The sequence below is a fragment of the Chloroflexota bacterium genome, assembly GCA_016875535.1.
Lineage (GTDB): Bacteria > Chloroflexota > Dehalococcoidia > SHYB01 > SHYB01 > VGPF01.
In genome coordinates this window covers 1-25773 of sequence record VGPF01000035.1, presented here as the reverse complement: position 1 = coordinate 25773, position 25773 = coordinate 1, and the positions used below count along the sequence as shown (strand labels likewise).

The 25773-nt window shown below is 62.3% G+C and carries 33 protein-coding genes, 3 pseudogenes and 1 riboswitch; of the genes and pseudogenes, 23 read left to right on the top strand and 13 right to left on the bottom strand.

The features are described from left to right. The 21 genes and pseudogenes from rplE to rpsI form a co-directional block, all read left to right on the top strand. The coding region (gene rplE / locus FJ039_09645; GenBank protein ID MBM4406423.1) for a 50S ribosomal protein L5 at window positions 1-451 on the top strand (451 nt) is incomplete at its 5' end. Window positions 452-474: 23 nt separating this feature from the next. After that, entirely contained in the window at window positions 475-669 is a 195-nt protein-coding gene (locus FJ039_09640; protein MBM4406422.1) for a type Z 30S ribosomal protein S14, read from the top strand. 29 nt (window positions 670-698) lie between these two features. Continuing rightward, the gene (gene rpsH / locus FJ039_09635) at window positions 699-1097 is read left to right on the top strand and encodes a 30S ribosomal protein S8 (GenBank protein MBM4406421.1); all 399 of its coding nucleotides are present in this window, start codon (window positions 699-701) and stop codon (window positions 1095-1097) included. Window positions 1098-1125: 28 nt separating this feature from the next. Continuing rightward, entirely contained in the window at window positions 1126-1671 is a 546-nt protein-coding gene (locus FJ039_09630) for a 50S ribosomal protein L6 (GenBank protein MBM4406420.1), read from the top strand. 9 nt (window positions 1672-1680) lie between these two features. Next, on the top strand, window positions 1681-2052 hold the full coding sequence (locus FJ039_09625; GenBank protein ID MBM4406419.1) for a 50S ribosomal protein L18: 372 nt from the start codon (window positions 1681-1683) through the stop codon (window positions 2050-2052). Next, window positions 2049-2738 carry a 30S ribosomal protein S5 gene (locus FJ039_09620; protein ID MBM4406418.1) on the top strand — a complete coding sequence of 230 codons (690 nt, stop codon included), beginning with the start codon at window positions 2049-2051 and terminating at the stop codon, window positions 2736-2738. Before FJ039_09625 ends, FJ039_09620 begins: the two co-directional genes overlap by 4 nt. After that, window positions 2731-2910, top strand: coding sequence for a 50S ribosomal protein L30 (rpmD, locus tag FJ039_09615; GenBank protein ID MBM4406417.1), 180 nt, complete (start codon window positions 2731-2733; stop codon window positions 2908-2910). The genes FJ039_09620 and rpmD overlap by 8 nt, the downstream gene beginning before the upstream one ends. Beyond that, a complete protein-coding gene (locus FJ039_09610) occupies window positions 2907-3371 on the top strand; it encodes a 50S ribosomal protein L15 (protein MBM4406416.1) in 465 nt (154 codons plus the stop codon). The genes rpmD and FJ039_09610 overlap by 4 nt, the downstream gene beginning before the upstream one ends. Beyond that, window positions 3322-4671 (top strand): preprotein translocase subunit SecY, encoded by a 1350-nt coding sequence (gene secY, locus FJ039_09605; GenBank protein MBM4406415.1) that lies wholly within the window; start codon window positions 3322-3324, stop codon window positions 4669-4671. Before FJ039_09610 ends, secY begins: the two co-directional genes overlap by 50 nt. Before the next feature lie 33 nt (window positions 4672-4704). Further along, window positions 4705-5349 carry an adenylate kinase gene (locus tag FJ039_09600; protein MBM4406414.1) on the top strand — a complete coding sequence of 215 codons (645 nt, stop codon included), beginning with the start codon at window positions 4705-4707 and terminating at the stop codon, window positions 5347-5349. Between the two features lie 21 nt (window positions 5350-5370). Then, a complete protein-coding gene (gene map / locus FJ039_09595; GenBank protein ID MBM4406413.1) occupies window positions 5371-6153 on the top strand; it encodes a type I methionyl aminopeptidase in 783 nt (260 codons plus the stop codon). A gap of 19 nt (window positions 6154-6172) precedes the next feature. Continuing rightward, complete coding sequence (gene infA, locus FJ039_09590; protein MBM4406412.1) at window positions 6173-6391, top strand: translation initiation factor IF-1; 219 nt, start codon at window positions 6173-6175, stop codon at window positions 6389-6391. 21 nt (window positions 6392-6412) lie between these two features. Beyond that, window positions 6413-6526 carry a 50S ribosomal protein L36 gene (gene rpmJ / locus FJ039_09585; protein ID MBM4406411.1) on the top strand — a complete coding sequence of 38 codons (114 nt, stop codon included), beginning with the start codon at window positions 6413-6415 and terminating at the stop codon, window positions 6524-6526. 15 nt (window positions 6527-6541) lie between these two features. Next, entirely contained in the window at window positions 6542-6928 is a 387-nt protein-coding gene (gene rpsM, locus FJ039_09580) for a 30S ribosomal protein S13 (GenBank protein MBM4406410.1), read from the top strand. Between the two features lie 47 nt (window positions 6929-6975). Next, window positions 6976-7386: a 30S ribosomal protein S11 gene (rpsK, locus tag FJ039_09575; protein ID MBM4406409.1), complete on the top strand. Its 411-nt coding sequence runs from the start codon at window positions 6976-6978 to the stop codon at window positions 7384-7386. Window positions 7387-7424: 38 nt separating this feature from the next. Next, the gene (rpsD, locus tag FJ039_09570; GenBank protein MBM4406408.1) at window positions 7425-8054 is read left to right on the top strand and encodes a 30S ribosomal protein S4; all 630 of its coding nucleotides are present in this window, start codon (window positions 7425-7427) and stop codon (window positions 8052-8054) included. Continuing rightward, window positions 8044-9243, top strand: a complete 1200-nt coding sequence (locus FJ039_09565) for a DNA-directed RNA polymerase subunit alpha (protein ID MBM4406407.1) — start codon at window positions 8044-8046, stop codon at window positions 9241-9243. The genes rpsD and FJ039_09565 overlap by 11 nt, the downstream gene beginning before the upstream one ends. Window positions 9244-9269: 26 nt before the next feature. Continuing rightward, on the top strand, window positions 9270-9623 hold the full coding sequence (locus tag FJ039_09560; protein ID MBM4406406.1) for a 50S ribosomal protein L17: 354 nt from the start codon (window positions 9270-9272) through the stop codon (window positions 9621-9623). A 24-nt stretch (window positions 9624-9647) separates the two neighbouring features. Beyond that, complete coding sequence (gene truA, locus FJ039_09555) at window positions 9648-10463, top strand: tRNA pseudouridine(38-40) synthase TruA (protein MBM4406405.1); 816 nt, start codon at window positions 9648-9650, stop codon at window positions 10461-10463. A gap of 3 nt (window positions 10464-10466) precedes the next feature. Continuing rightward, window positions 10467-10883: pseudogene (gene rplM, locus FJ039_09550) on the top strand (50S ribosomal protein L13). Window positions 10884-11205: 322 nt separating this feature from the next. Beyond that, window positions 11206-11607 carry a 30S ribosomal protein S9 gene (gene rpsI / locus FJ039_09545; GenBank protein ID MBM4406404.1) on the top strand — a complete coding sequence of 134 codons (402 nt, stop codon included), beginning with the start codon at window positions 11206-11208 and terminating at the stop codon, window positions 11605-11607. An 82-nt stretch (window positions 11608-11689) separates the two neighbouring features. Here the strand turns inward: rpsI and FJ039_09540 are convergent, their stop codons facing one another. The 12 genes from FJ039_09540 to FJ039_09485 all read right to left on the bottom strand — a co-directional run bounded on the left by FJ039_09540 (window position 11690) and on the right by FJ039_09485 (window position 23334). Continuing rightward, on the bottom strand, window positions 11690-12145 hold the full coding sequence (locus FJ039_09540; GenBank protein ID MBM4406403.1) for a cupin domain-containing protein: 456 nt from the start codon (window positions 12143-12145) through the stop codon (window positions 11690-11692). 15 nt (window positions 12146-12160) lie between these two features. Further along, window positions 12161-13348 (bottom strand): acyl-CoA dehydrogenase, encoded by a 1188-nt coding sequence (locus tag FJ039_09535; GenBank protein ID MBM4406402.1) that lies wholly within the window; start codon window positions 13346-13348, stop codon window positions 12161-12163. Between the two features lie 12 nt (window positions 13349-13360). Beyond that, window positions 13361-14425, bottom strand: a complete 1065-nt coding sequence (locus FJ039_09530; protein MBM4406401.1) for a bifunctional phosphoglucose/phosphomannose isomerase — start codon at window positions 14423-14425, stop codon at window positions 13361-13363. Then, complete coding sequence (locus FJ039_09525; GenBank protein MBM4406400.1) at window positions 14422-15846, bottom strand: phosphoglucomutase/phosphomannomutase family protein; 1425 nt, start codon at window positions 15844-15846, stop codon at window positions 14422-14424. Before FJ039_09525 ends, FJ039_09530 begins: the two co-directional genes overlap by 4 nt. A gap of 12 nt (window positions 15847-15858) precedes the next feature. Next, on the bottom strand, window positions 15859-16947 hold the full coding sequence (locus FJ039_09520; protein MBM4406399.1) for an NDP-sugar synthase: 1089 nt from the start codon (window positions 16945-16947) through the stop codon (window positions 15859-15861). 18 nt (window positions 16948-16965) lie between these two features. Further along, window positions 16966-18258 (bottom strand): methionine adenosyltransferase, encoded by a 1293-nt coding sequence (locus tag FJ039_09515; protein MBM4406398.1) that lies wholly within the window; start codon window positions 18256-18258, stop codon window positions 16966-16968. Between the two features lie 34 nt (window positions 18259-18292). Next, window positions 18293-19552, bottom strand: a complete 1260-nt coding sequence (locus FJ039_09510) for an adenosylhomocysteinase (protein MBM4406397.1) — start codon at window positions 19550-19552, stop codon at window positions 18293-18295. A gap of 33 nt (window positions 19553-19585) precedes the next feature. Further along, window positions 19586-19927 (bottom strand): rhodanese-like domain-containing protein, encoded by a 342-nt coding sequence (locus FJ039_09505; protein MBM4406396.1) that lies wholly within the window; start codon window positions 19925-19927, stop codon window positions 19586-19588. Window positions 19928-19945: 18 nt separating this feature from the next. Beyond that, window positions 19946-20815, bottom strand: a complete 870-nt coding sequence (mtnP, locus tag FJ039_09500) for an S-methyl-5'-thioadenosine phosphorylase (protein MBM4406395.1) — start codon at window positions 20813-20815, stop codon at window positions 19946-19948. A 14-nt stretch (window positions 20816-20829) separates the two neighbouring features. Beyond that, window positions 20830-21864 carry an S-methyl-5-thioribose-1-phosphate isomerase gene (gene mtnA / locus FJ039_09495; GenBank protein MBM4406394.1) on the bottom strand — a complete coding sequence of 345 codons (1035 nt, stop codon included), beginning with the start codon at window positions 21862-21864 and terminating at the stop codon, window positions 20830-20832. Between the two features lie 47 nt (window positions 21865-21911). Beyond that, a riboswitch (SAM riboswitch) is annotated at window positions 21912-22021 on the bottom strand. A 65-nt stretch (window positions 22022-22086) separates the two neighbouring features. Further along, complete coding sequence (locus FJ039_09490; protein MBM4406393.1) at window positions 22087-22248, bottom strand: hypothetical protein; 162 nt, start codon at window positions 22246-22248, stop codon at window positions 22087-22089. 90 nt (window positions 22249-22338) lie between these two features. Continuing rightward, window positions 22339-23334, bottom strand: a complete 996-nt coding sequence (locus FJ039_09485; GenBank protein ID MBM4406392.1) for a hypothetical protein — start codon at window positions 23332-23334, stop codon at window positions 22339-22341. A gap of 91 nt (window positions 23335-23425) precedes the next feature. On the opposite strand from FJ039_09485, the pseudogene FJ039_09480 reads away from it, so the two are divergent. After that, a pseudogene (locus tag FJ039_09480) lies at window positions 23426-23647 on the top strand (hypothetical protein). A gap of 759 nt (window positions 23648-24406) precedes the next feature. Here the strand turns inward: FJ039_09480 and FJ039_09475 are convergent. Continuing rightward, on the bottom strand, window positions 24407-25510 hold the full coding sequence (locus tag FJ039_09475) for a hypothetical protein (protein ID MBM4406391.1): 1104 nt from the start codon (window positions 25508-25510) through the stop codon (window positions 24407-24409). A gap of 80 nt (window positions 25511-25590) precedes the next feature. On the opposite strand from FJ039_09475, the pseudogene FJ039_09470 reads away from it, so the two are divergent. Continuing rightward, window positions 25591-25704 (top strand): annotated as a pseudogene (locus FJ039_09470) (DUF461 domain-containing protein). Window positions 25705-25773: the final 69 nt, after the last annotated feature.

Genomic DNA, 25773 nt, shown 5'->3' with positions numbered 1-25773 from the left:
CATGGGCGAGGCCTTGGAGAACCCCAAGGCGCTCGAGAATGCCGCTCGTGATCTGGGCGCCATCGCAGGTCAGCACCCGGTCATCACCCGCGCGAAGAAGTCCATCGCGAACTTCAAGGTGCGCCAGGGATCCGGCATCGGCGTTATGGTCACCCTGCGCGGTAGCCGCATGTACGAGTTTCTGGACCGTCTGATCAACGTGACCATCCCCCGTATCCGGGACTTCCGCGGCATGCCGAATCGCGGTTTCGATGGCCGAGGTAACTACACCATCGGCCTGCGCGAGCAGTCCGTCTTCCCGGAGATTGACTTCAATTCCATAGACAAGATTCGTGGCATGCAGATCACCATCGTGACCTCGGCAAGGGACGACCAGGTCGCTAGGCGGCTGCTTGTGCTGATGGGCTGGGCCTTCTCGAAAGAGGGACGGCCAAAGGACGCGGCGGCATAGCCGCAATGCTGGAGGCGTAGCGCATGGCAAAGATATGCAAAATCGAGAAGTGGAAGCGGCAGGCCGTCAAGCCGAAGCATAAGGTGCAGGCTCACAATCGCTGCGCCCTGTGCGGCAGGCCTCGGGCCTATATCCGCCATTTCGGTATCTGCCGTATCTGCTTCCGCACGTTAGCCCTGCGGGGCGAGATCCCCGGGGTTCGCAAGGCCAGCTGGTAGGCAAACCGCCCCGGGAAGGTGAGGCAACAGTGTCAACGACTGATCCGATCGCAGATATGCTGACAAGGATTCGCAACGCGGGCCTGAGCAGGCGCTCATCGGTCACCGTGCCGCATTCCAAGATCAAGGCCTCCATCGCCCAGATCTTGAAGGATGAGGGCTTTGTGCGCGATATCGGCGTTGTCCGCAACGGCGCCCATAAGGCGATCAAGCTCTTTCTTATCTACAAGGACAAGACCCAACCGGCCATCGCGGGCCTTGAGCGTGTGAGCAAGCCCTCCTTGCGGATCTACGCAGGCCGCGGCGAAGTGCCCCGCGTTTACGGAGGCATTGGCACGGCCATCGTCTCCACGTCCAAGGGCGTCATGACCGGCAAACAGGCGTGGAAGGAAAAGATCGGCGGCGAAGTCCTCTGCATCGTCTGGTAGTCCTGAGCCGATATCTGGAGCATATGCTATGTCTCGAATAGGAAAACTTCCGGTGGCCGCCCCCAAGGGCATAGACGTCAAAGTGGACGGCCAGTCAGTCACCATCAAGGGCCCCAAGGGCACGCTGACCAACAGCTTCGATTCAGCGCTGAAGGTTGCGGTTAAGGACGGCGTTATCACCGTGACTCGCAGCAGCGACGAGAAGAACGTCCGCGCCCTCCATGGCCTCACGCGCGCCACCATCAACAACATGGTCATCGGCGTCACCCAGGGCTATCAGAAGACTCTGGAGATCGTCGGCGTCGGTTATCGTGCCGCCCAGGCTGGCAAGGGCATCTCTCTTCAGGTCGGCTTTAGCCGCCCGATTGAGGTGACCGCCCCCGCCGGTGTTGACCTGAAGGTGGAAGGACAGAACCGCATCCACATCACCGGTCCGGACAAGCAGGCCGTCGGCCTGTGGGCCGCCAAGATTCGCCGTATCCGTCCTCCCGATCTCTACAAGGGCAAAGGCATCCGCTATGCCCGCGAAGAGGTCCATCTCAAGCCCGGCAAGGGCGGCAAGAAGGGCGCGTAGAGGTAGCCTATGGCAGAGAAACTCACACAATCGCGAGCGTCACGGCAGGCCCGGCATCGCCGGGTTCGGGCCAAGGTGGTCGGCGTTGCCGGACGCCCCCGACTCTCCGTCTTCCGCAGCCTCAACCACATCTATGCCCAGATCGTGGATGATTCTCAGGGCCGTACCCTTGTGCAGGCTTCGACCGTTGATCCTGATCTTAAGGGCAAAGAGGCGGCCAAGACCAAGAAGGCCCAGGCGGAGTTGGTCGGTCTGGCCGTTGCCCAGCGTGCGAAAGCGGCAGGCATAGATAAGGTCGTCTTTGATCGAGGCGGCTTTCAATATCAAGGCCGGGTTCAAGCCCTGGCTGAAGCGGCTCGTAAAGGAGGGTTGGTCTTTTGACTACCCGAGAGAGAGAGCGAAGAGACAGAGGCGATCGTGGCGATCGCGGCGAAGGCGGCATCGAGAAGGTCGTCAGCATCAAGCGCGTTGCGAAGGTGGTCAAGGGCGGCAAGCATTTCCACTTCAATGCGATGGTTGTCGTCGGCGATGGCTCAGGCCAGGTCGGCATCGGCCTCGGCAAGTCGGCTGAAGTCCCTGACGCCGTCAAGAAGGGCGCCCAGATCGCTCGTAAGCATATGATCCGGGTTCCAATGAAGGGAAGCACCATCCCTCATGAGATTGTCTATAAGTTCGGTGCGGCCAAGGTCATGCTGAAGCCCGCCGCTCCCGGCACTGGCGTCATCGCGGGCGGCAGCGTCCGCGCTGTCGTCGGAGCCGCAGGCATCCGGGACATCCTCACGAAGTCCCTGGGCACGCCGAATCCTATCAACGTTGTGAAGGCCACGTATCTGGCGCTGGAAAGCCTCCAGTTCCCGGAGCAGACGATCGCCAACCGCAAGGCGCTGGCAGCGGCCCTAGCCGCCGCTCCTCCCCCGGAGCCGCGCTCCCCGCGCCCGCCTCGTCCGGCCGCTCCTAAGCGCGATATGCGCCCCAGGGCGGAAAGCGCCGCTCCTGCCGCCGGGGCTCCCGCTCCCGCGCCTGAGGCTCCGGCTGAACCTAAGGCTCCTGAGGAAGGCAATGGCTAAGCTCAAGCTGACCTTAGTGAAGAGTCCTATCGGCCACCAGCCGGACCAGCGCGCCACCGTTCGCGCCCTCGGCCTGCGTAAGCTGAACGCCACTGTTGAACACACCAGCACACCTGCCGTCCGCGGCATGGTGCAGAAGGTCCGTCATCTCCTCAAGGTTGAAGAGCAATGAGACAGCATCAAGTAGGTCGTCCCGCGCACCTTCGGTACAAGGCCAAGCGCATCGGTCGCGGTCCAGGCAGCGGCAAGGGCACCACGGGCGGCAAAGGCACCAAAGGCCAGAAGTCCCGCCGCGGCGTCCACATCCGTCCGGGTTTTGAAGGCGGCCAGGTGCCTATCATGAAGCGCCTGCCCATGCTGCGCGGCTTCAACAACCCCTTCCGCGTGGACTATCAGCCGGTGAACCTGGACGTTCTTGAGAAGTTCCCGGCGGGTGCCACGGTCACCGCCAAGGAGCTCAAGGCCGCAGGCTATATCCGGAGCGATGCGCAGCCGGTCAAGGTCCTTGCAAAGGGCACCCTGACCAAGGCTCTCACCGTCAAGGCTCAGAAGTTCTCCGCCTCCGCGAAGCAAAAGATCGAGGCTGCTCAAGGCAAGGCAGAGGAGATTAGTGCAACAGCAGCAGCCGTCTAGCCTCCGCCTCCTGGCGGCCATAGGCGATGCCTTCCGGCAGCCGGACCTGCGCTGGAAGCTCCTCTTCACAGGGCTGATGCTCGTTATGTTCCGGTTTGTGGCTAATGTGCCTCTGCCGGGCGTGGACGTCGGTAATCTTGACAGGCTCTTCCAGGACAACCAGCTTTTCGGCTTCCTGGACGCCTTCAGCGGCGGCGCCCTGCGCAACTTGAGCATCGCCGCCCTTGGCGTCTACCCGTACATCACGGCCTCCATCATCATGCAGCTTTTGGTGCCGGTGATTCCAAGGATGCAAGCCCTTGCCAAAGAGGGCGAGTACGGGCGACAGAAGATCAATCAATACACCCACTGGCTCACGGTTCCTCTTGCGTTGGCTCAGGGCTACGGCCAGCTGCTCATCCTTGAGCGCAGCGGCGCTATCGCCAATATCGGCTTCGGCAGCGGAGAGGCCCTGCCCACTATCGCCGCGATCTTCTCCCTTACCGCGGGCACGATGTTCCTCGTCTGGCTTGGTGAGCTCATCACGGAAAAGGGTATCGGCAACGGCATCTCCATCATTATCTTTGGCGGCATCGTGGCTAGCCTGCCGGATATCTATAACCAAACGATCGGCTCTCGAGGCGTTACCTCCAATGTCGTCGCTCTCATCGTCTTCTTCCTCATCATCGTCTACGCCATCGTATTTGTGACGGAAGCCATCCGGCGCGTTCCCGTCCAGTATGGGCGCAGCCTCTTCCGCGGCGGCAGGATGTATCGCCAGGCGGGCGCATCCTACATCCCGTTGCGCGTGAACGCGGCGGGCATGATACCTTTGATTTTCGCCGTCTCCATCATGCTCTTCCCCTCTGTTGTGGCCAGCTACTTCGTCGGTTCGGACACGCGCTGGGTCTCCGATTTCGCTCGTGATGTGGAGAGCTTCTTCAGCCCCAGCAAGACACTCTACTGGGTGTTGACCTTCTTCCTTGTTCTTCTTTTCACCTTCTTCTACACCATCGTCGTCTACCAACAGCAGAACTTGGCTGAGAACTTGCAGAAACAGGGCGGCTTTATCCCTGGTATACGCCCCGGGAAACCGACCGAGGACTACTTGAACAAGGTCATCCTGCGCATCACTGTTGTGGGCGCCCTCTTCCTCGCCCTCATTGCCGTTCTTCCCCACTTCCTTGGCAGGACCACCAACTTCGAGAATCTTCAGCTGAGCGCCTCAGCGCTCCTTATTGTCGTCGGCGTTGCCCTGGATACCATGCGTCAGCTCGAATCCCAGCTCCTCATGCGGCGGTACGAAGGGTTCATCAAGTAGCGGGCGTTGCGGCCGCTATCGGAGTTCACCACTGTGCAGATTATCCTTTTAGGAGCGCCGGGGTCAGGCAAAGGCACACAGGCGACTGTTGTGGCCAAGCAGCTCGGCATCGCCCATATCTCATCGGGCGATCTCTTCCGCGAAGAGCAGGCCAAAGGCACTGAGCTCGGCCTTTTAGCTAAAAAGTACATGGAGAAGGGCGAGCTAGTGCCGGACGAAGTGACCATCAAGATGATCTTAGGACGCATCCAGCGGCCCGATTGCAAAAAGGGCTATCTGCTCGATGGCTTTCCGCGAACGTTGCCCCAGGCTACCGCCCTGGACGAAGCTCTCGCCAAAGCCCGCTCAGGCGCCATAGATAAGGCCGTCTATCTTAAGGTCTCTGAGAAAGAACTCCTCCAACGCTTGGGCGGCCGCTGGATCTGCCGCGCGGCCCAACATCCCTATCACATCGTCAACGCGCCTCCCAAGGTCAAGGGCAAGTGCGATATTGACGGGTCCGAGCTCTTTCAGCGCCCTGACGATTCCGAGGAGACGGCTCGCCGTCGCCTGAAGGTCTACTTTGATCAGACGGCTCCCCTCATCGAGTACTACCGCAAGCAGAAGCGCCTGGCCGAGGTGAACGGCGAGCAGGATATCGAGAAGGTTAGCAAAGATTTGTCTTCTGTACTAAAATAGAAAGGTTCGGCTGATTGCAGGATGCGGGTCGAACAACCACGGATCCAGAACACAGGCATCATCATCAAGTCGCCTGCCGAATTGGAAACGATGCGGCAGGCGAGCCGTGTTGTGGCCAAAACCGTTGCCGCCCTGATCAAGGCGGTGCGGCCCGGCGTCACGACCGGCGAGTTGGATGACCTGGCGGACGGCGTGATTCGCTCCAGCGGGGCGACCCCGTCGTTCAAGGGTTACCGGGGCTTTCCGAAAAGCATCTGCACGTCAATAAATGAAGAAGTGGTGCACGGCATCCCCGGCAAGCGCGTCATCCGCCAGGGTGATGTGGTGAGCCTGGATGTGGGCGCCATAGTTGACGGCTTTCATGGCGATTCCGCTGTGACCGTCGGCGCAGGTGAGATATCGGAGACCGCGAAGGCGCTGCTGGAGGCGGCTGAAGGCTCGCTGACCTCCGCCATCGCGGCGTGCCGGGTCGGTGCGCGTATGGGAGATGTCTCCTGGGCGGCGCAGGAATGCGCCGAATCCAGGGGGTTTGGCGTTGTGCGGGAATATGTGGGACACGGCATCGGCCGCGCGCTCCATGAGGAGCCGGCTGTGCCGAATTATGGGATACCCGGCAGGGGCATCCCCTTGCGGCATGGGATGGTGCTGGCCATCGAGCCGATGGTGAACGCCGGCACCTGGAAGACAAAGGTCCTGCCGGACGGCTGGACGGTGGTGACGGAAGATGGCAGCATCTCCGCCCACTTTGAGCATACGGTCGCGATTCTGGAGCAGGGACCGGAAGTCCTGACGGCCAGAAACTGAAAGGGATGTAGAAGCGCTGATGGCGAAGAAAGAGGCTATAGAGGTTGAAGGGACGGTGGCGGAGACGCTGCCCAATGCCATGTTTCGCGTTGACCTCCCCAACGGCCATCAAGTCCTCGCCCATGTCTCAGGCAAGATACGCATGCATTTCATCAAGATCCTCCCGGGTGATCGGGTCATGGTGGAGCTCTCTCCCTACGACCTGACGCGCGGGCGCATCATCTATCGGTTCAAGTAGAGCACGACTGCGGAGACCACGATGAAAGTGAAAGCTTCGATCAAAGTGCGGTGCGATAAGTGCAAAGTCATCCGGCGCAGCGGTGTTGTCCGCATCATCTGCGCGAATCCGAAGCATAAGCAGCGGCAAGGCTAAGCTGAGAGGTTACCTATGGCGCGTATCGCTGGCGTAGACATTCCGAACAACAAGCGGGTGGACATCGCCCTCCGCTACATCCACGGCCTCGGCCCCTCCAACTCCCGGGAGATCTTGGAGAAGGCCCGCGTGGTCAACAATCCTCGCGTGAAGGACCTCACGGAAGAGGAATTGAACCGCATCCGCGATGCCGTGGATAAGAGCGGCTACCTCATCGAGGGCGACCTTCGCCGCGAGGTGAGCCAGAACGTCCGCCGCCTGATTGACATCGGCTCCTATCGCGGCTCCCGGCACCGTAAGAGCCTCCCGGTGCGCGGCCAGCGTACGCGGACCAATGCCCGCACCAAGCGCGGCGCGCGTAAGACCGTCGCAGGCCGCCGCAAGGTCGCGGCCAAGAAGTAATGCTCAAGGGCGGCCGTATGTGGCCGTCCGGGCGAAAGGGTACCGATATGGCAGATACATCACAAACACCAAAAGCGGCCCCGGTGAGGGCGAAGCGGAAGGAACGGAGAGTCGTCCCTGCGGGCAGGGCCTTTATCCAGTCCACCTTCAACAATACCCGGGTGACGCTCACGGATCCCACCGGTAACGTCATATCCTGGAGCAGCGCCGGCGCCTGCGGCTTCAAGGGCTCCCGCAAGGGCACCGCCTTCGCCGCCCAGCGCGCAGCCGAAGAAGCCGCAAAGCGCGCCACGGATCAGGGCCTGCGCCAGGTGGAAGTCCTTGTTCGAGGCCCCGGCCCCGGCCGTGAAGCCGCCATCCGCTCGCTCCAGGCCTCCGGCATCATGGTGACGAGCATCCGCGATGTGACGCCGATTCCCCACAACGGCTGCCGGCCGCCCAAGCGCCGCCGAGTCTAGCCTGTTGCGTACGATTGCAGAGTGTGTAAGGAGGCGATGTGTCTAGACAAATAGGTCCGGTCTGCAGATTGTGCAGACGCGCTGGAGAAAAGCTCTTCCTGAAGGGTGAGCGCTGCCTCACGCCTAAATGCGCCATAGAGCGGCGGAACACGCCCCCGGGCGCTCACGGCATGGGCCGCCGCCGCAGGCTGTCCGAGCATGGCATGCAGATGCGCGAAAAGAACCGCGCGCGCGCCATCTACGGCATCACCGAGCGCCAGTTCCGCAAGAACTTCGATGAAGCCGCCCGCAAGCCCGGTGTCACCGGCCAGTATCTGCTCCAGCTCCTGGAGCGCAGGCTGGACAACGCTGTCTTCCGCCTCGGCTTTGCCACATCCCGCGCCCAGGCCCGCCAGCTGGTCCGCCATGGGCACATCACCGTCAACGGCAAGAAGCTCAGCATTCCCTCGTATCTCGTTGGCGTGGGCGATGTCGTCGGCTGGGTTGAGGGCTCCAAGAAGACGGAGGCCTACAAGGCCGTGTCAGGCGCAGGACAGCGCCAGGCCATCCCCAAGTGGCTCATCCTGGACACCCAGGCCGTCACCGGCAAGATCCATGCCCTTCCTGAACCCTCTGACATGGACCTCAAGATCGAAGAGCGGATGATCGTTGAGTACTATGCTCGATAGGAGTACCGCTGTGACTACCGCTATCGAACCAACCGAAATGCAGATGCCGGTGCCCCAAACCCCGGCCAAGCCGAAAATTCAGAATATCGAAGTTTCTGACAATTACGGAAAGTTCGCTATTGAGCCCTTGGAGCGCGGTTTCGGCGCGACCCTGGGCAACGCCATTCGGCGCGTCCTCCTTAACTCCCTCAAGGGCGCGGCCGTGAACGCCGTCCAGATAGATGGCGTTCAGCACGAATACTCTGCCGTCTCCGGAGTGAAGGAAGATGTCACTGAGCTTGTCCTGAATGTGAAGGGCATCTGCCTGCGAGCTCACGGTGATAAGCCCGGCTCCCTGCGCCTTACCGTCCAGGGTCCCGGTCAGGTGACGGCTGGCGATATCCAGCCCTCGGCTGATTTCGAAGTCGTCAACCCGGAGCACTACCTTGCCAGCCTTGATTCGGCAAAGGCCAAGCTCTCCATCGAATTCAAGGTCGGCATCGGCAAAGGCTATGTCCCTGCGGCCCCTATTGAAGGCGGCTCCATCGGACTCCTTCCCGTGGACGCCATCTACACGCCCATCCGCAAGGTCAACTACCTTGTGGAAAAGACCCGCGTGGGCCAGGTTACCGATTTTGAGCGCCTGACCCTCGAGATCTGGACCAACGGCGCCAAGCACCCCGTGGAGGCCGTTCGAGAAGCTGCACAGATCCTTGTTGACTCCTTCTTCCAGTTCTCCATCTTGGGCAAGGAGCAGGAACAGGGCGCTGCCCGCCCGGCTCTCACCCAGGCGATCCCGACCGAAGTCTATAACATGCCTATCGAGAAGCTGGACCTTTCGGCCCGCACCCTCAACTGCCTCAAGCGCAGCAAGATCAACAAGGTCGGCGAGGTGCTGGAGAAGAGTGCCGATGAGCTCCTCCGCATCAAGAACTTCGGCGATAAGTCCCTCTCCGAGCTGTATGGCCGCCTGCGCACTCTCGGCTACATGAAGGACGAAGAGCCGGAGGAAGAAGAGCCGGTGGCGGCAGCGGAGGCTCCCGAAGCTCCTGAAGCCGAAGCGCCGACGCCCATCGGCGAAGCTGCGGCCAAGGCCCCGGACGCCAAGCGCGAGAAGGACAAGACTCCCAAGCCCAAGGAGACCATCCGCGATCTCGGCGCCCTGCGCACCTTCTTTGGCGGCGAGCCCAAAGAGGGCGAGAACAAGTAGCAGCACACTGCATAAGGACGTTTGCCATGCCTAGCCACAGAAAACTCGGACGGCACCTGAGCCGTGACGCGAACGAGCGGAAGGCCCTCTTCCGCGCTCAGGTCACTGATTTCCTCCGCCTTGGCAAGGTCGTGACCACAGAGGCCAAGGCTAAGGAGCTCCGCCGCATCGCCGAGCAGATGATTACCCTCGGCAAGGCGGGCGACCTCCACCACCGCCGCCAGGCCCTCGCCTACATCTACGATGAGAACGTTGTTCAGGCGCTCTTCAAGGAGATCGCTCCTAAGTACAAGGAGCGGAACGGCGGCTATACCCGTATCGTCAAACTGGGCAATCGCAAGGGTGATAACGCCCCGATGGTCCAGATTGAGCTGGTGTAACGCGGCCATCGCGCCGCCGCCGGCATGCACCTTAAGAAAATAGCCCTGGTGATCGAGTACGAAGGTACTCGATACTACGGCTTTCAGATACAGGCCCAGCCCCAGACCGTGCAAGAGGAGCTGGAGAAGGCAGTCGCGCGCCTAACGGGACGGCGTGTCCCCGTCCGCTGCGCAAGCAGGACGGATGCAGGCGTTCACGCCAAGGCCCAGGTAGCAAGCTTTCGCACAAAGGCGAATCTCCCCTTGGAGACCTTCGTCAAAGGGCTGAACCACTACCTGCCGGAAGACATCAAGGTTACTTCGGCTTACGCCATCCCTTCGACCTTCGATGTCCGCACCGCCGCGATCGGCCGTGAGTATGAATACCACGTCCTTAATCGCGGCGCTCCATCGCCGCTCCTCCGCACCCGGGCATTCCATGTCCATCGTCCGCTGAACCTGGCGGCCATGCGGCGCGGTGCGAAGGTGCTCCTCGCCCTTCGCGATTTCGCCCCATTTGCAGGGAACGCCCTCCCCAAAGGGGCGAGCACTCGGCGGCGGCTCACCAAGCTCGCGATCACGAGGAAGGGCGACCAGGTGGTCTTCACCATTGCTGGCAACTCCTTCCTCCATCAGCAGGTTCGCCGCATGATCGGCGCACTCCTGGATCTTGGGATGGGAAAGGTGAGGCTGGAGCAGTTCGAGCGAACGGCTCGAGAGGGTAAGCGCGGCTCGGCAGGCCCGACACTGCCCGCCCACGGCCTGTATCTGACGAACGTGATATACCGAGACTTCCCTCCGGTGAGAGAGCCGAAGGAAGGCTCTAAGAACCCCGCGAGAAAAATACGCAGAGAGAGTTGATGTATGAACGCAGTAACCAAGACATACGTACCGAAGGCCGGTGAGATAAAGCAGCAGTGGCGCGTCATTGATGCCGGCGGCAAGACCCTGGGTCGTGTCGCCTCTGAGGCCGCCGCCATCCTCCGCGGCAAGGACAAGGCGATCTTTACCCCATATCTGGACACCGGTGATTTTGTCATCGTGGTCAATGCCGCCAAGATCCGCGTCTCTTCCGACAAGACAGAGACCAAGATCTACTGGCGCCACAGCCTTTATCCAGGCTCCCTGCGCCTTGAGCCCCTAGGCAAGGTGCTTAAGAAGAGCCCCCGCCGCGTTGTTGAGTACGCCGTTTGGGGTATGCTCCCTAAGGGTCGCCTTGGCCGCCAGATGATCCGCAAGCTGAAGGTCTATGCTGAGGCCAAGCATCCCCACGGTGCCCAGAACACCGAATTTGCCCTGCCCACCAAGCCCGGCAAGCCCGCAAAGAAGCCTCGGCCTGTGCGCGTCGTGAAGCCTGCCGCTGGTGCGGCCGCTCCCGCCCCTGCCGTGGCCTCCAAGCCTCCTGCTGCGCCGCCTAAGCCTGCCGCCAAGCCCGCGCCTGAGGCGCCAAAGGCCAAGGCGTCGGCGCCAGCGGCGACACCTCCACCCGCCCCCAAGGCAGAGGCCCCCGTTGACACCACGCCGCTGACGCCCCCCGCTCCCAAGACTCGCTCCCGCAAAGCCCAAGAAGAATCCAAAAAAGAAGAGAAGTAAGGAGGAGTAGATGACCACCAGTCATCAGGCTCTCTATCGCGGTACCGGTCGTCGTAAGACGGCCAAAGCTCAGGTCAGGCTGACCCCCGGCGGCGGCGCCGTTGTGGTCAACGGCAAGCCTCTGCAGGAGTCCATCCCCATGGCCCACCTGCGGAACATCGTCACCGAGCCGTTGCGCGTAGCCAATGTCCAGAAGAAATACAATGCCGTGGTCAAGGTTGTGGGCGGCGGCTATAACGCCCAGGCTATCGCCATCCGCCACGGCATCGCCCGCGCCCTCATCGAGATAGACAAGACCTTCCGCCCGGCCCTGAAGTCCCAGGGCTTCCTCACCCGCGACTCTCGGGAAAAGGAACGCAAGAAGTACGGCCTCAAGCGCGCGCGCAAGGCGCCTCAGTACACCAAGCGCTAAGAGCGCTCCGGTTACGCGACAAAAGAAGAGGCCCGCCTTAAGGCGGGCCTCTTCTTTTGTTCACTCGAGAGTGAAGGCTGCTTCAGGAAGCCAGCTTCACTCCATGCTTACCCGCTACCTTTGCAACATCACTGAGGGTCAGCTTGGGCTTGGCATAGAGCTTTGCGATGTCCCTGGCGAAGCCATCGTATGGAGCGCCCATGGTAATCATGAGCACCCTAGCTGTTCCTTTGGGCACCCGAACTGCGTGTGCGGCTCCGGCGGGTAGCATCTGAACGCTCCCTGGCACACATCGCCTCCATGCGCCGCGTAGGAAGAACTCAACTTCACCTTCGATCACGTATTCGATCTCATCCCACGGGTGGAGATGCGGCGGCGATCCTTCACGGTCCTCGGAGCGATATTCAGCAACCTGTACGCTGCCGTTCTTCACTACGCGTAGCAAGATCTCATCCGTCGGGTAGCGGACCGTCTCGAACTGCCTGCCGTCGAAGATGCCTTCGGCCATCGTCCGCTTCTTCGTATTCTTTCTCTTCATCGCCCAGCCCTCTTCCTAGTCCCTCGGTAGCCCCATCCCGCGCTGGGCGATGATATTCCGCTGGATCTCTGATGTCCCCGCGGCGATGGTCGCTGAGATACTGCTCAGGTACTGGTTCTGCACCCGCGCCTGTATCTGGCCAAGCTCGGAATTCGCCTCAACCTGGCCCGCAAGGCCCATCACGCGCATGCCCATGACCGAGGCGCCCTGTTGCACCTCGGAGCCGAAGACCTTGGCCACGGAGGCCTCCAGGCTCGGCACCTTGCCCTGGTTTTGAAGCCACGCCACCCGGTAGGCGAACTTGCGCTGGATCTCCACCCGTATGGCCATATCCGCCAGCAGGTGCTTTACGATGGGATCGCTGATGAGCGCCGTGCCGTTGCGCTTCACCCCTGCGGCGAACTGCGTCGTCAGGCGCAGCGTCTTGCCGCCGTATGCCGCGTAGGCGATGCCCGAGCGCTCGAAATCTAGGGCGACCGCCAGCACATACCAGCCTCGGTTCTCTTCGCCCACTAGATTTTTAACCGGCACCCGGGCGTTATCGAAGAAGATTTCATTGAACGATTTCGCCCCCGCCATATTCACGATGGGCCGCGCCTTCACACCTGGCGTCCGCATATCCACAACTAGCATGCTGATGCCCTTGTGCTTCGGCGCGTTCGGGTCGGTGCGCACGGCAAGCCAGCACCAGTCCGAGACGTGCGCCGCGCTGTTCCATATTTTCTGGCCGTTGATCACATAATGGTCGCCGTCCCGGACGGCGCGCGTCTGCAGGCTGGCCAGGTCTGAGCCTGCGCCCGGTTCGCTATAGCCGGTGCACCACCAGCGTTCGCCGTTGGCGATGGGCGGCAGGTGTTCCCGCTTCTGCTCCTCTGTGCCGTGCAGGATGAGCGTCGGGCCCACCCATTGCGTCCCGCCGATGCCCATCGTCGTCCCAGGAACGCCGTTATACATCATCTCTTCCTGGAAGATCGTCTGCTCGATGATGGAGCGCTCCTGGCCGCCGTACTGCTTCTTCCAAGCCAAGGTCAGCCAGCCCTTCTTTGCCAGCCGCTTCGCCATGTCCTTGGTCACGTCGAAATACTGGGGGTCGAACTGCTCCTCGCGGTCTATACCCAGCCAGCCCTTCGGCAGGTTCTCCTTCATCCACTGGCGGATCTCCGCGCGGAACTGCTCTTCGTGCGGGGTGAAACGAAAGTCCACGGACTCCTCCGGCTATCGCTGGGCCAAGCGCTCTTTGATCCAGCTCAGGTTTGGAACAGGGGTAGGGTCAACACCACGTAGCATGGCTAAATAATAGCTGACATAATCGCCGAATAACACTGACATGAGGATATTTGCCAGGGGTCCCTTGCCGCTCGCCTCGACGACTTCTGTGGCGACCCCTGACTTCTGAAGTAATTCGATCGTGGCCTTGATGCGCCGCTTCGTCTGCTCCCGGTAGCGCCCACTGCTCAGGAAGATCACGATGCTTCGTGAGGCTGCGTCTATGGGGAAGGCCAACCCTTCTACACTATTGTGGTCAAACTCCGGCAGCGCATCGTGGTACGCCCACGACTTCGCATTCTCCTGGATTTGGGCCTTCCATCGCCGTGCCGTGCCTGTCAAGTGTTCAGCCCCCACGATAATGACCGTCTTCTCGCCGATGCCCTCTGCCACTTGTTTTGCCCGGTTCTCTTCGGTAGGCGTTGCAGGGTGCAGTTCCTTGGCCAAGTTCTCCAGCACTCCGACAGCCTCGCGTACCTGGCCCGCTAGTGACTTCGAAAGCCCGCAGCTCTGCGCCATCGCTAACACAGGCATCAGGCTATAGCCGATGGCTGCCCTCGGCTGGCTGTCATAGGCGATAGGGAAGACCGGGATGCCTTTCTGTACGGCGAGCTTCTTCAATGTCCCGTCGCGCGTCACTGCCGCAAGCATCGCGCCCTTTGCTTGGGAAGCCTTAAAGGCGCTCAGGCATTCCTCGGTGTTTCCCGAGTAGCTCGAGGCGATTACCAAGGTCTTTCGGTTTACTCCAGGAGGCAGGCCATAGTCCCTGTGGACGGCGATGCGTGGCCCATCGCTCGTTCTGAAGAAATCACTTGCCAGCTCTCCGCCTATCGCCGAGCCGCCCATCCCTGCCACAACGAGGCGCTCCGCCCGCCGATACCTGGCCGGCAGCTTCAGCGCCAGGGCCTCTTCCCAGGCGTTGGCGCACTGCTTCGGCAACCCGGCGATGTGCGCGTCCATCCCTGATGGGTCGAGCCGGGTGTAGAGCGCCGCGTCGTCCAGGGGTCTGCTCATGCGCCCGTCAGCCCGCGCGTTTCCGCCAGAAGCTGCTTCACCCGCTCCGGGCTGCTCGTTTCGCAGTAGGTGCGCAGCAGCGGCTCCGTGCCCGAGAAACGGATGAGCGACCAGGAGCCGTCCTCCAGGCGGAAGCGCCTTCCATCGAACGTATCTATGCCCACCACCTTGCTGCCGCTCAGCCGCTCAGGCGTGCTCTCCCCTATCTGTTTCATGATGGACTCACGCCGCGCCGGGTCGAACGTGATGTCAATGCGATCGTAATAGTGCGGACCAACTTTGGAATAAAGGTGCGCGATAAGCTCGGACGGCTTCTTCTTCAGTCTCACCATCATGGATAGGATGTAGAGTCCGGAAAGGATGCCGTCCCTCTCCGGGATATGTCCGGCGAAGCCGTACCCGCCGCTCTCCTCACCGCCTAGCATCGCCTTCTCCTTCATCATGATTGGCCCGATGTATTTGAAACCGACGGATGTCTCAAGGACAGGCACTTTGTAGAGCTCCCCAAGCCGAAAGAGCATGCTGCTGGTCGTGATGGACTTGACGATGGGAGCGCGTTTCCCTTGCACTTCGAGCAGATAGAGCGTTAGCAGGGAGATCGTCTGCAATTGCGTGACGAAATCGCCGTGCTCATCCATTAGTCCTAGGCGGTCGGCGTCCCCATCCGTTGCGATACCCACGTCCGCCTTGTGCTCCCGCACGGCGGCGGCAAGGGCCTGGAGATTCTGCGTGATCGGCTCTGGTTGAGCCATGCCTGGGAATGCCGGGTTGCGCTCCCGGTGGATCTCGATGACCTGCGCCTTCCCGCCCTTCAGCAGCTGGGCGATATAGCCCGCTCCTGCGCCGTACATCGAGTCAACGACGATCTTCAGGGGCGCTTGGCGTATTTCATCCAGGTTCACCAGCGTGCCGATATGCCTTAGGTATGGCCCGGAGGGGTCAAAGCGCTCCAACAGCCCCTTCTTCTCCGCCTCTGCCAAGGACAAGCGCTTCACCTGGCCTGTCTGCTGTGCCTTAGCGATCTGCTCCTCTATCTTTCCGACGATTTCTGGAGAGGCGCTCCCGCCGTAATCGGGTTTGACCTTATAGCCGTTATACGTCCCTGGGTTATGGCTCGCCGTGATGACCACGCCGCCCGTTGCCTTTCGCTGCACCAGGTTGTAGCTCGCAACGGGCGTCGGGCAGGCCCTGTCCGTCAGCAGAACGCGGATACCGTTCCCGCAGATCACCTCCGCGGCCGCCTCTGCGAAATGCTCGGACGCGAAGCGAGTGTCATAGCCGATGACCATCCCCTTCTCAGGCTCTCCCGCCTCTCGGAAATAGTCGGCGACGCCTTGACTGCAGAAGCGGACGTTCTCGAACGTATACTCCTCGCCGATGATGGCGCGCCAACCGTCCGTCCCGAACTTGATCGGTTTCATGCCCATCGTGGCCTATGCTCTCCCGTCGGCTGCGACTGTCGTTCCGGGCGGAAGGTTCGCCCCGTCCCTGATCTGTGCCCCTTCGCCGATGACGACTCCTTGCAGTATCGCACGTTTTCCTACTACTGCGCCCTTGGCTATGGAGGACTCCTTTACCGCTGCTCCTTCTCCGATTTGCACGCCATCCCACAGCACTGCGTCTGTCACCATCGCGCCTTTGCCTATCGTGCAGTTGCGCCCGATCACCGTCGGTCCTGTGACGCGTGCCTCCGGGTGGATTGTACAGTCGTCCCCCGCAATGACAGGCCCCGTGACTTTGGCCCCCGCGCCGATGCGTACATTGCGCCCCTTCCGGACCTCGTCGGGAGAAAGCTCGCGCTCTCCGCTCAGCCTCGCTCTGCCCTCCAAGATGTCCCTGTGGATGCCCAGGTAGCTGGCAGGCGTCCCCACATCGTTCCAATAGCATGGCGGCGCATATGAATATATCGGCGCGCCCACCTCAAGAAGCTTGGGGAAGAGCCCCTTTTCGAACATGTGGTACTCGCCGGGCGGCACATAAGAGAGCGTCTCCGGCTCCAGCACATAACAGCCGCCGTTGATCGTATTCGCCCGTACCTCTTCCTTCTTTGGCTTTTCTGTGAAGCGTGTCACGCGCCCATCGGACGTCGTCTCCACCACGCCGAAGCGTGTCGGGTCCTCCACCCGCACCAGAAAGAGGCTCGCCTTGGCCCTTCGCTCACGGTGGAGGCGCTGCATCGTGCTGAGGTCCATATCGGTCACTACGTCGCCGTTGAAAACTAAAAAAGTGCCCTTGATAAGCCGCTCAAGGTTCTTCACTGCGCCCGCCGTTCCCAGCGGCTGCTCCTCGACGGAGTACGTGATCCGCATCCCTACGCCTCTGCCGTCGCCGAAATAGTCCTCGATGGCCGTCGGCAGGTAGCCGGATGCCAGGATGACCTCAGTGATGCCGTGGGCCTTCAAGTAGGCCAGCATCCGCTCCAGGAACGGCTTATTCACAAGCGGAATCATCGGCTTCGGTAGGTTGGAGGTCAGCGGACGGAGCCGCGTCCCCTGGCCGCCTGCCAATATCACCGCTTGCATGGGCCTGCCCCGCGCTGTCTACGCCTTCGCCGAAGCAGGCTTGCTGGCAACGGCGGTGGTGCGCTTCCCCTTCGCGGCCGAGAGCCTGGCATCTGCCCGCAGCGCCGCAATTTTTGTCGTCTCTTCCCAAGGGAAGAGCACATCGTCCCGGCCGAAGTGGCCGTAGGAGGCTGAGGGCAGGTAGATCGGGCGGCGCAGGCGCAGGTCGCGGATGATGGCCGCCGGGCGAAGGTCGAAGTGCTTATGGATAAGCTGCAGGATCTTCTCGTCGGGGATCTTGTTCGTCCCGTAGGTCTCGATGGAGATGGAGATCGGCTTCGCGACGCCGATGGCATAGGAGACCTGGATTTCCAAGCGGTCGGCGAGTCCAGCTGCCACGATGTTCTTCGCCACCCAACGCGCCGCGTACGCTCCTGATCGGTCAACCTTCGTCGGGTCCTTGCCCGAAAATGCGCCGCCGCCGTGCCGCGCGACTCCGCCGTAGGTGTCCACCAGGATCTTTCGCCCGGTGAGGCCGGCATCACCCGTGGGCCCGCCGATGACGAAGCGCCCGGTGGGGTTAACGTAGATCTTCGTCTCCTTGGTGCGCAGGTGCTTGGGGATGATGGGCTTGATGATCTCTTCTGTCACATCCCGCCGGATGACGTCCATGGAGACTTCCGGGGCGTGCTGTGTGCTGACCACCATGGCCGTGACCGCCTTCGGCACGCCGTGATCGAACTCGATAGTCACCTGCGATTTGCCGTCCGGCCGCAGGTAGGGCAGCGATTGCGATTTCCGCAGCTCCGCCAGGCGGCGCGTCAACTTGTGCGCTAGGAAGACCGGCAGCGGCATGAACGTGCCGGGAGAATAGGGTTCGCTCTCCGTGCAGGCGAAGCCCACCATCATGCCCTGGTCGCCCGCGCCGATCTTATCCGGGTCCTCCTCGCCGTTCTCCGCGTTCTTGCTCTTTGCCTCAAGCGATTTATCCACGCCTAGCGCGATATCTCCCGATTGCTCCTTGAGCGAGACAAGGACGCCGCAGCTCTGGAAATCAATGCCGTACTCCGGTTTCACATATCCGGCGCGGCGAACGGCCTCCCGGACGACCTTCGGGATGTCAACGTATCCGTCGGTGGTGATTTCGCCCAGGACGGCGATGAGTCCGGTCGTGGTCGCCGTTTCGCAAGCCACCCGCGCCATGGGGTCTTGCGCCAACAGCGCGTCCAGTATCGCGTCGGATACCTGGTCGCACAACTTGTCCGGGTGGCCTTCCGTGACCGACTCGGAGGTGAAGAGGTACGATGATGAATCCGTGAATGTGAATGCCATGCTCTTGTTCCTTTGTGATGGATTTTAGAGGGGATTAGGTGCCTTCAGACCAGCTCGCGAGGTACTTCTGCTGGGCTGGAGTGAGCTTGTCTATGGACATGCCGAGCGTTCGCAGCTTGATGCTCGCCACCTCTTGGTCAATCTCCTTCGGGACCGGGTAGACCCCCGGGCGGAGCGGCTTTCCGCGGCTCGCCAGGTACTCTGCGCACAGCGCCTGGTTCGCGAAGCTCATGTCCATCACCGATGCAGGGTGTCCCTCTGCCGCCGCCAGGTTGATGAGCCGTCCTTCGCCCAAGACGAATACCTTGCGCCCGTTCTCCAGCGTGAACTCCTCCACGAACGGCCGCACCTCTCGCCGCGCCTCGGACATCTTCTCCAGTTCCTTCAGGTTGATCTCCACATTGAAGTGCCCGGAGTTCGCCAGGATCGCGCCGTCCTTCATCGTCTCAAAGTGCTGCTTGTCTATGGCGTTCAGCCCGCCCGTGACGGTGATGAAGATGTCGCCCTGCGGCGCAGCGTCGTTCATCGGCATGACCTCAAAGCCGTCCATCGCCGCCTCCAGCGCTCGCACCGGCTCCACCTCGGTTACGATGACCTGGCCCCCCTGGCCTTTTGCGCGCATCGCCACGCCGCGCCCGCACCACCCGTAACCCGCCACTACCACCTTTTTCCCCGCCCAGAGGACGTTTGTGGCCCGTGTGATGCCGTCCAGGGTGCTTTGGCCTGTGCCGTAGCGGTTATCGAACATATGCTTTGTATCGGCGTCGTTCACCGCGATGATGGGGTACTTCAGGGCCTTATCCGCCGCCATGCTGTGCAGCCGGTGGACCCCTGTCGTCGTCTCCTCCATCCCGCCGATGACGTGCTGGAGCAGCGCCTTCCGATCCTTGTGCAGCGTCGAGACGAGGTCCGCCCCGTCGTCCAGTGTCATCGTCGGCTTAAGGTCTAGCGCCGATTGGATATGCCGGTAGTACGTCTTGTTGTCCTCGCCCTTGATGGCGAAGGTGGGGATGCCGTACTCCTGGGCCAGCGCCGCCGCCACGTCATCCTGCGTGCTGAGCGGGTTGGAGGCGCACAGCGTCAGCTCCGCGCCTCCCGCCTGGAGCACAAGCATCAGGTTCGCGGTCTCCGTGGTCACATGGAGGCATGCCGCGATGCGCTGGTTGCGTAGCGGCTTCTGCTTGGCAAAGCGCTGTTGGATCTCGCGCAGCACGGGCATCTCCCGCCCGGCCCACTCGATCCGCTTTACCCCGTCCTTCGAAAGTTTGACGTTCTTTACATCGCCTGTTGCCAAAGTGTGCCTGCTTTCTTTTGAGGTTGAATGTGGCTACTTGCCTGTCAGGAACGGGTAAGCCTTTGCCTTCCAGGCCCCCATCCCGCCCTCGACGTTGTAGAGCTTCGTCAGGCCCATCGCCGCCGCGATCTCGCATGCCAGCGCGCTCCGCACCCCCGCCGCGCAGTAAAAGATCACTTCCTTTTCCTTGCTCACCTCACCGATGCGTTCATACAGCGCGTCCACGGGGATAAGCTTGGCCCCTTTGATGTGGCCCTTCTCCCACTCATGGGGCTGCCGCACATCCACCACGTCATACTTCCCGGTGTCAATCATGCGCTTCGCCTCGTCCACGGTGATGCGCTTGAACGGCTCTTGAGGTCCTTTGCTCGTCATCGTCGTCTCTCCTCTCGCTTACTTGATGTACTTGCCGATGAGCGGCGCAAGCTCTTTCTTGACGCCCGCCGGGATGTGGTCTGGTGCCGTGATGATGGCTGTCGCCAGGGCGCTGTGACATGAGCAGGAGCGCCCTGGGGAGATGCTCGCCACCACGCGCCGAACGATGCTCTTGGAGCGCTCCACGTTCTTCCCCAAGTTCTCGATCACCATCTGTGTCGTCACGCTCTCATGCCCGGGGTGCCAGCAATCGTAGTCCGTGGAGCAGGCCACCGTTGCGTAGCACATCTCTGCCTCCCGGGCCAGCTTCGCCTCCGGTAGCGCCGTCATGCCGATGACGCTTGCCCCCCAGGAGCGGTACAGGTGCGATTCTGCCTTCGTGGAGAACTGCGGCCCCTCCATGGCGATGTACGTTCCCCCTTTGTGTGCCCGCGCCCCGTCCTGGGAAGCGGCGCGGTGCAACGTCTTGCTGAGGTCCCCACAGAATGGATCGGCGAAGGCGACATGCACCACAAGGCCGTTGCTAAAGAAGGTGTTGGCTCTTAGGCGCGTCCTGTCTATGATCTGGTCTGGGATGACGATATCCAGTGGCCGTATCTCTTCCTTCAGGCTCCCCACGGCGCTCACGGAGATGATCTGCCGCACGCCCAGCAGCTTGAGCGCGAAGATATTTGCCTGGTACGGCACGTTCGTGGGGTTGAGCTTGTGCCCCCGAGCGTGGCGCGGCAGGAACGCCACCCGCTTCCCCTCCAGCGTCCCGACGATGATCGCGTCGCTCGGCGATCCGAAGGGCGTGTTCGCCTTTACCTCGTGCACCTGCTCGAGTCCGGCCATCTGGTAGAGCCCGGAGCCGCCGATGACCGCGATTTCCGCCTGTGGTTGTGCCATGCCTCTCCTGCCGATTAGGCCGCCAGCATCCGCTTTAGGCTGGCGGCGTATGGGCGCTTCGCCACGCCCTTTTCCGTGATGATTGCTGAGATATAGCGGTTCGGCGTTACATCGAAGGCCGGATTCGCGGCGCGAACGCCCGCGGGGGCCGTCCGCACGCCTCCAAAGCCGGTCACTTCCTCGCTCTTACGCTCTTCGATCGGGATATCCTTCCCCCGCTTGAGCTTCGGGTCAATCGTGCTCGTCGGCGCGGCTACATAGAAAGGCACGCGGTTCTCCTTCGCCAGCACCGCCAGCGAATATGTCCCGATCTTGTTCGCCACGTCGCCTTCCATTGTGATGCGGTCCGCCCCTACAAGGACGCAGGCGATCCTGCCGGAGCTCAGGAAATGCCCCGCCATGGAATCGGTGATCAGCGTCACATCGCACCCGTCTTGCTGCAGCTCCCACGCCGTCAGGCGCGCTCCCTGGAGCAGCGGGCGCGTCTCTGTGGCGTAGACCCCGGCGATCTTCCCCTGCGCCCGCGCCGAGCGGATGACCCCCAGCGCCGTCCCGTACCCCGCCGTCGCCAGGCTTCCGGTGTTGCAGTGCGTCAGCACCGTGGACCCGTTGCCGATGAGCTTGGCTCCGTGTCCCCCCAGCGTCTCGTTCGCCTTCAGGTCCTCCTCCTGTATCGCCCGCGCCTCCCGCTCGATGGCGTTCTGTATCGTGGCCGCCGTCTTCTCTCTTGATGCGGCCTGAATCACCCGCCGGGCCGCCCACGCCATGTTGACCGCCGTCGGCCGCGCGGCCACGATCTCGTCAGCGATGGCTTGCACTTTCTTCAGATACAGTGCCCTGTCTGTAGCCCTCACTGTCCGGGCCCCTAGAGCGATGCCGTACGCCGCCGCTACCCCCAGGGCCGGCGCGCCCCGCACCCTGAGCGACTTGATCGCCTCGATGAGCTGGCGATAGTCGCTGATATCCAGGTAGACCTGCTGTTGCGGGAGCAGCGTCTGGTCGAGCAACCGCACGCTGCCATTCTTCCATTCGATGCTGTTGATAGGCATAAAAAAATCTCTCGCAGGGGAGAGACTCGTGACGATCCGTCAGCTTGCTCTCATCCTCCCTCGGTCTCGCCTCGGGTGGACTTGGCACCATACCCTTAATTAGGGCTGGTTGCCGGGCTTCGCAGGGCCTGCGTCCCTCTGCCTCTCTCGATAAGAGCTATTCACCTTTCACGAACGAAAATAGTACTAGATTCCAAGGGGTTCGTCAATCGAGAAAACCGGCTACTTGAACAGGCCTCCGGGCTGGCACGTTCGGCAGTAGCTCGTGATGCGTCCGTTCGGCTCGATTTCCGCTATCGTCGCCCCGCACCTCGGGCACGGCTGGCCCCCCTTGCGGTGCACTTTCAGGAAGTCGCGCACCTTCTCATTGATCGTCTCACCCATCCGGTCCGCGACGATCGGGATAGCCCAGGCGTACACTGTGTGGATAGCCTCATACAGCCTGCCAAGCTGTTCAGGCGTCAGCTCCCGGCTTCACGTGAATGGGTAGATCCGCGCCTCGAACAGGATCTCATCCACATAGGCATTTCCTATCCCGGTGATAAAGGCGTCGTTCGTCAGCGTGTTCTTAATCTGCCCTGGGTAGCGTTTGATGCGCTTCAAGAACTCGTCCTTCGTCAGCGCGGGGTCTAGCGCGTCTATCCCCGTTCCCTCCAGCCTCGGCACCTCGCCGCGCGCCTCTTCCTGCGTCAGGTACGTCTTCCCGTCCGCCTTCTCATCGAAGTAGCGCAGCTCACGCCCGTTCTCAAAGCCCATGCGCCACCCTGTGCGCTTCGGGACAGCGCTGCCTCTCTCCGCCAGCTGAAGCCTTCCCGTCAGCATCAGGTGGATCGCCATCAGGTGTCCGCTGGCAAAGTGGAGAAGGACAAACTTCCCCTTGCGTTCAGCCTTGGTAAGCCTGTTCCCCGTCAACAGCCGCTCGAACTCCTCCTTCGGCGGCCTCCTCACCACAACGGGGATGCGCACTTCAGCCGATGTGACCTTCTGCCCGGCGATCGTCCTGTTGATGACCGCCACGATGGCCTTAAGCTCGGGAATCTCCGGCATGAATCTTCCTAACTCCGGCCTCAAAATAGATGCTGCACATTGTTGCGTGACATATTGCATTTCCCATAACAGGTAGTGTACCCTGTACCGAGTAAACTTTGTTTTGAACGTTTGAGGAACCACCCAGGAGAGACGAATTATGCGAACCAGGACGAGTCTGCGACTGCTCATTGGGACGGCGCTCATAGTGAGCCTTATCCTTGGAATCCTGGCAAGCTCTGCGGTTCTGGCCCAGGGTGGCGTCACCGTCGTCACTGGCTCCGTCACGATTGACGGCAACCCGGCTCCCGCAGGCACCACCGTCGAGGCAGTCTTCAACAACGCCGTCGTCGGCTCCACCACCACCGGCCGCGATGGCTTCCAGGCCAACCAATACCGCATAGACATCACAGCCTCCGGCAACCTCGAAGGCCAGGTTGTCACGCTCCGCGTTCCTAATCAGGCCTCGGCCACCCCCGCCACCTTCACCTTCTCCGCTAACCGCGTCTTTACCGTGAACGTCGCCGCCGTTCGCCCGGCGCCCACGGCCACGCCCGTGCCGCCCACGGCGACACCCGTGCCTCCCACCGCTACTCCAGTCCCTCCCACGGCCACCCCAGTGCCTCCAACTGCCACGGCTAGGCCCGTGCCTCCCACCGCTACTCCAGTCCCTCCCACGGCCACCGCAACGCCTCGCCCGCCCACGGCGACCCCCGTTCCCCCCACCGCAACCCCCGTGCCGCCCACCCCCACCCCTGAAAAGAAGGGCGGCGGTGGCTGCAGCGCCGCCAAAGAGGCCACCGGCACCGTTGATGCCGGCTGGCTCGCCCTCGGCCTCGTCGTCCCCGGTCTCGCCCTCGCCAAGTGGCGACTCGGCTCTCGCCGCCGCGACGACGAAGAATAACCGCCCCGCCTAGCCTCGAAAAAAGCCCCGGCCTGGATATCCAGGCCGGGGCTTCTCTTTTGCCTCGCGAACCTGATCTGCACAGCTAGGTCCTGCCCGTATATGCCAGATGGGATGAAGGACTAACCCACACGGCCCTCTTCCAAATCTCAGGGCCTCCCCTTGACGGCCTCTGCGCGAGTTCGGAGGCCCAGGTAGGGGCCTCTCTGGCCTCTGCAGTGACGCCTCCCCTGCGCTGACCGTGGGGCTCTTGCGCTTCGCCCTCTGAGATGCGTATACCGGGGCGCTCTCTCCTCTTAGTTGCTTGGGGAAGCACAGCGCGACCTGATGAACAGACGGCAACGGCTTGGAACGCCTGAGCCGTAGACTCCTCTTTGGCCCGGCATGTGAAAAGATACGGTTCCATGAGGCCGCCCCCTGCCCAGGGCGACTGTGGCAGACCGTTGGGCTAGGGCCATCTGCCTCGCCCCGAATGGAGGCTGTCGCGGCCTCGCCCTTTCGGGGGCCTTCAGCGCCCGGGGGTCCCTCTCTAGAAAGCCGGGCTCAGCGTCAAGAAAGAAGCCCCCGGCATATGCCGGGGGCTTCTAAGCGCTCGTTCTCTCCGCTGTGCCGTTACGGCTTGCGGCGTCTCATCAGGAAGTAGCCGCCGCCAAGGGCGAGTACCGCGATGATGATGACCACCACCGTCACGACTACTGCCGTATTCCCGCCTTCGTCCTCCTCGGGCACCGGCGTCGGCACCACAACAGGCGTCGCCGTTGTTACCGGTGTTCTGATCGGCGTTGCCGTCGGAACCACGGTTGGGACTGCCGTCGGCGCAACCGTCGGGGCTCTCGTCGGCGCAACCGTCGGCGGCACTGCCGTCGGCGTCGCCGTCGGGGCTCTCGTCGGCGCAACCGTCGGCGGCACTGCCGTCGGCGTCGCCGTTGGTGCAGGTGGCCGGCTCAGAGCCAGCAGGGCGAAGACCGAGAGGCCTCGCGGCGAGACCACGGTGAAGACCACCGGGTCTGCGTTGGCGTCCACGGGCACCACGGGCAGAAGCTCCGTCGTCCCGTCGTCTGCCACCCGCGCCACGCGGATGTTGGCGATGCCGAACGACTGCACCCACGCCCGGCCGACGCTCATGTTGAGCGTGGCAGGCCCGCGCGCGGCCTCGTTCAGAGCGGCCGATTTCGTGATGTTCACGGAGAAGGCCGTGTTCGCCACGCTCGTGCCCGCGCCAGTGGCTACCAGGCTGATGCTCGTGCTCGCCGCCAGGTCGGCCGTCTTGGAGACGCTCACCTGGAACGTGGACGTCTGCGGCACCGCGTTCAGCGTCGCCGTCATGTCCACGCCTGCCGTGCCCACGAGGGGATCGGCCTGGGCCAGGTTCACCTGCTGTCGTGGAACTTCCAGCTCAACGCGCTGCACCTGTCCGGTCGCCGCTGTGCCCGTGCCGGTCAGGGCTGAGGTCGTCACGCGCACTGATGCCTGCGTCTTCCCTTGCTCGTCGCGCACCGGCACCCGGATGATGTTCTGGTTGCCGACGCGCTGCACCGTCACGCCCGTCGTCGGGTCGTTGAAGGTGTTCAGAGTCGCCCCTTGCGGCAGCGTCATAGGTAGCGTCACCGTGCCGCCCGCCGCCGGGATCGTCGTCGTCCCGCCTGTCGTGCGGATCGTATTGCCTGCCGCGTCCGTGCCTGTGGCCGTCTGGCCTATCGTTGCCGTGTTGGTCACCGTCGTATTCACAACCGTTATCGGCGGAGCCGTCGGAGGGATCGTCGGGGGAGCCGTGGGCGGAGCCGTCGGCTGGCCTTGGCCCCCGGACGCCGTCGAAATCGCCGTCGGGATCGCCGTCGGGATCGCCGTCGGCGTCGCCGTCGGGATCGCCGTCGGCGTCGCCGTCGGGATCGCCGTCGGCGTCGCCGTCGGTGCAGGTGGCTGGCTCACCGTCACCGAAATAACGGCCGAAGGCGGCGTCTCCCCGTTCGTGGAGGCCA

What these genes read in the sequence shown, in the direction of transcription:
- FJ039_09640 (MBM4406422.1), top strand. Translation starts at nt 475, where the DNA reads ATGGCAAAGATATGCAAAATCGAGAAGTGGAAGCGGCAGGCCGTCAAG.
- FJ039_09630 (MBM4406420.1), top strand. Translation starts at nt 1,126, where the DNA reads ATGTCTCGAATAGGAAAACTTCCGGTGGCCGCCCCCAAGGGCATAGAC.
- FJ039_09625 (MBM4406419.1), top strand. Translation starts at nt 1,681, where the DNA reads ATGGCAGAGAAACTCACACAATCGCGAGCGTCACGGCAGGCCCGGCAT.
- rpmD (MBM4406417.1), top strand. Translation starts at nt 2,731, where the DNA reads ATGGCTAAGCTCAAGCTGACCTTAGTGAAGAGTCCTATCGGCCACCAG.
- FJ039_09610 (MBM4406416.1), top strand. Translation starts at nt 2,907, where the DNA reads ATGAGACAGCATCAAGTAGGTCGTCCCGCGCACCTTCGGTACAAGGCC.
- map (MBM4406413.1), top strand. Translation starts at nt 5,371, where the DNA reads ATGCGGGTCGAACAACCACGGATCCAGAACACAGGCATCATCATCAAG.
- infA (MBM4406412.1), top strand. Translation starts at nt 6,173, where the DNA reads ATGGCGAAGAAAGAGGCTATAGAGGTTGAAGGGACGGTGGCGGAGACG.
- rpmJ (MBM4406411.1), top strand. Translation starts at nt 6,413, where the DNA reads ATGAAAGTGAAAGCTTCGATCAAAGTGCGGTGCGATAAGTGCAAAGTC.
- rpsM (MBM4406410.1), top strand. Translation starts at nt 6,542, where the DNA reads ATGGCGCGTATCGCTGGCGTAGACATTCCGAACAACAAGCGGGTGGAC.
- rpsK (MBM4406409.1), top strand. Translation starts at nt 6,976, where the DNA reads ATGGCAGATACATCACAAACACCAAAAGCGGCCCCGGTGAGGGCGAAG.
- FJ039_09565 (MBM4406407.1), top strand. Translation starts at nt 8,044, where the DNA reads ATGCTCGATAGGAGTACCGCTGTGACTACCGCTATCGAACCAACCGAA.
- FJ039_09560 (MBM4406406.1), top strand. Translation starts at nt 9,270, where the DNA reads ATGCCTAGCCACAGAAAACTCGGACGGCACCTGAGCCGTGACGCGAAC.
- truA (MBM4406405.1), top strand. Translation starts at nt 9,648, where the DNA reads ATGCACCTTAAGAAAATAGCCCTGGTGATCGAGTACGAAGGTACTCGA.
- rpsI (MBM4406404.1), top strand. Translation starts at nt 11,206, where the DNA reads ATGACCACCAGTCATCAGGCTCTCTATCGCGGTACCGGTCGTCGTAAG.
- FJ039_09540 (MBM4406403.1), bottom strand. Translation starts at nt 12,145, where the DNA reads ATGAAGAGAAAGAATACGAAGAAGCGGACGATGGCCGAAGGCATCTTC.
- FJ039_09530 (MBM4406401.1), bottom strand. Translation starts at nt 14,425, where the DNA reads ATGAGCAGACCCCTGGACGACGCGGCGCTCTACACCCGGCTCGACCCA.
- FJ039_09525 (MBM4406400.1), bottom strand. Translation starts at nt 15,846, where the DNA reads ATGAAACCGATCAAGTTCGGGACGGACGGTTGGCGCGCCATCATCGGC.
- FJ039_09520 (MBM4406399.1), bottom strand. Translation starts at nt 16,947, where the DNA reads ATGCAAGCGGTGATATTGGCAGGCGGCCAGGGGACGCGGCTCCGTCCG.
- FJ039_09515 (MBM4406398.1), bottom strand. Translation starts at nt 18,258, where the DNA reads ATGGCATTCACATTCACGGATTCATCATCGTACCTCTTCACCTCCGAG.
- FJ039_09505 (MBM4406396.1), bottom strand. Translation starts at nt 19,927, where the DNA reads ATGACGAGCAAAGGACCTCAAGAGCCGTTCAAGCGCATCACCGTGGAC.
- mtnP (MBM4406395.1), bottom strand. Translation starts at nt 20,815, where the DNA reads ATGGCACAACCACAGGCGGAAATCGCGGTCATCGGCGGCTCCGGGCTC.
- mtnA (MBM4406394.1), bottom strand. Translation starts at nt 21,864, where the DNA reads ATGCCTATCAACAGCATCGAATGGAAGAATGGCAGCGTGCGGTTGCTC.
- FJ039_09490 (MBM4406393.1), bottom strand. Translation starts at nt 22,248, where the DNA reads ATGGGTGAGACGATCAATGAGAAGGTGCGCGACTTCCTGAAAGTGCAC.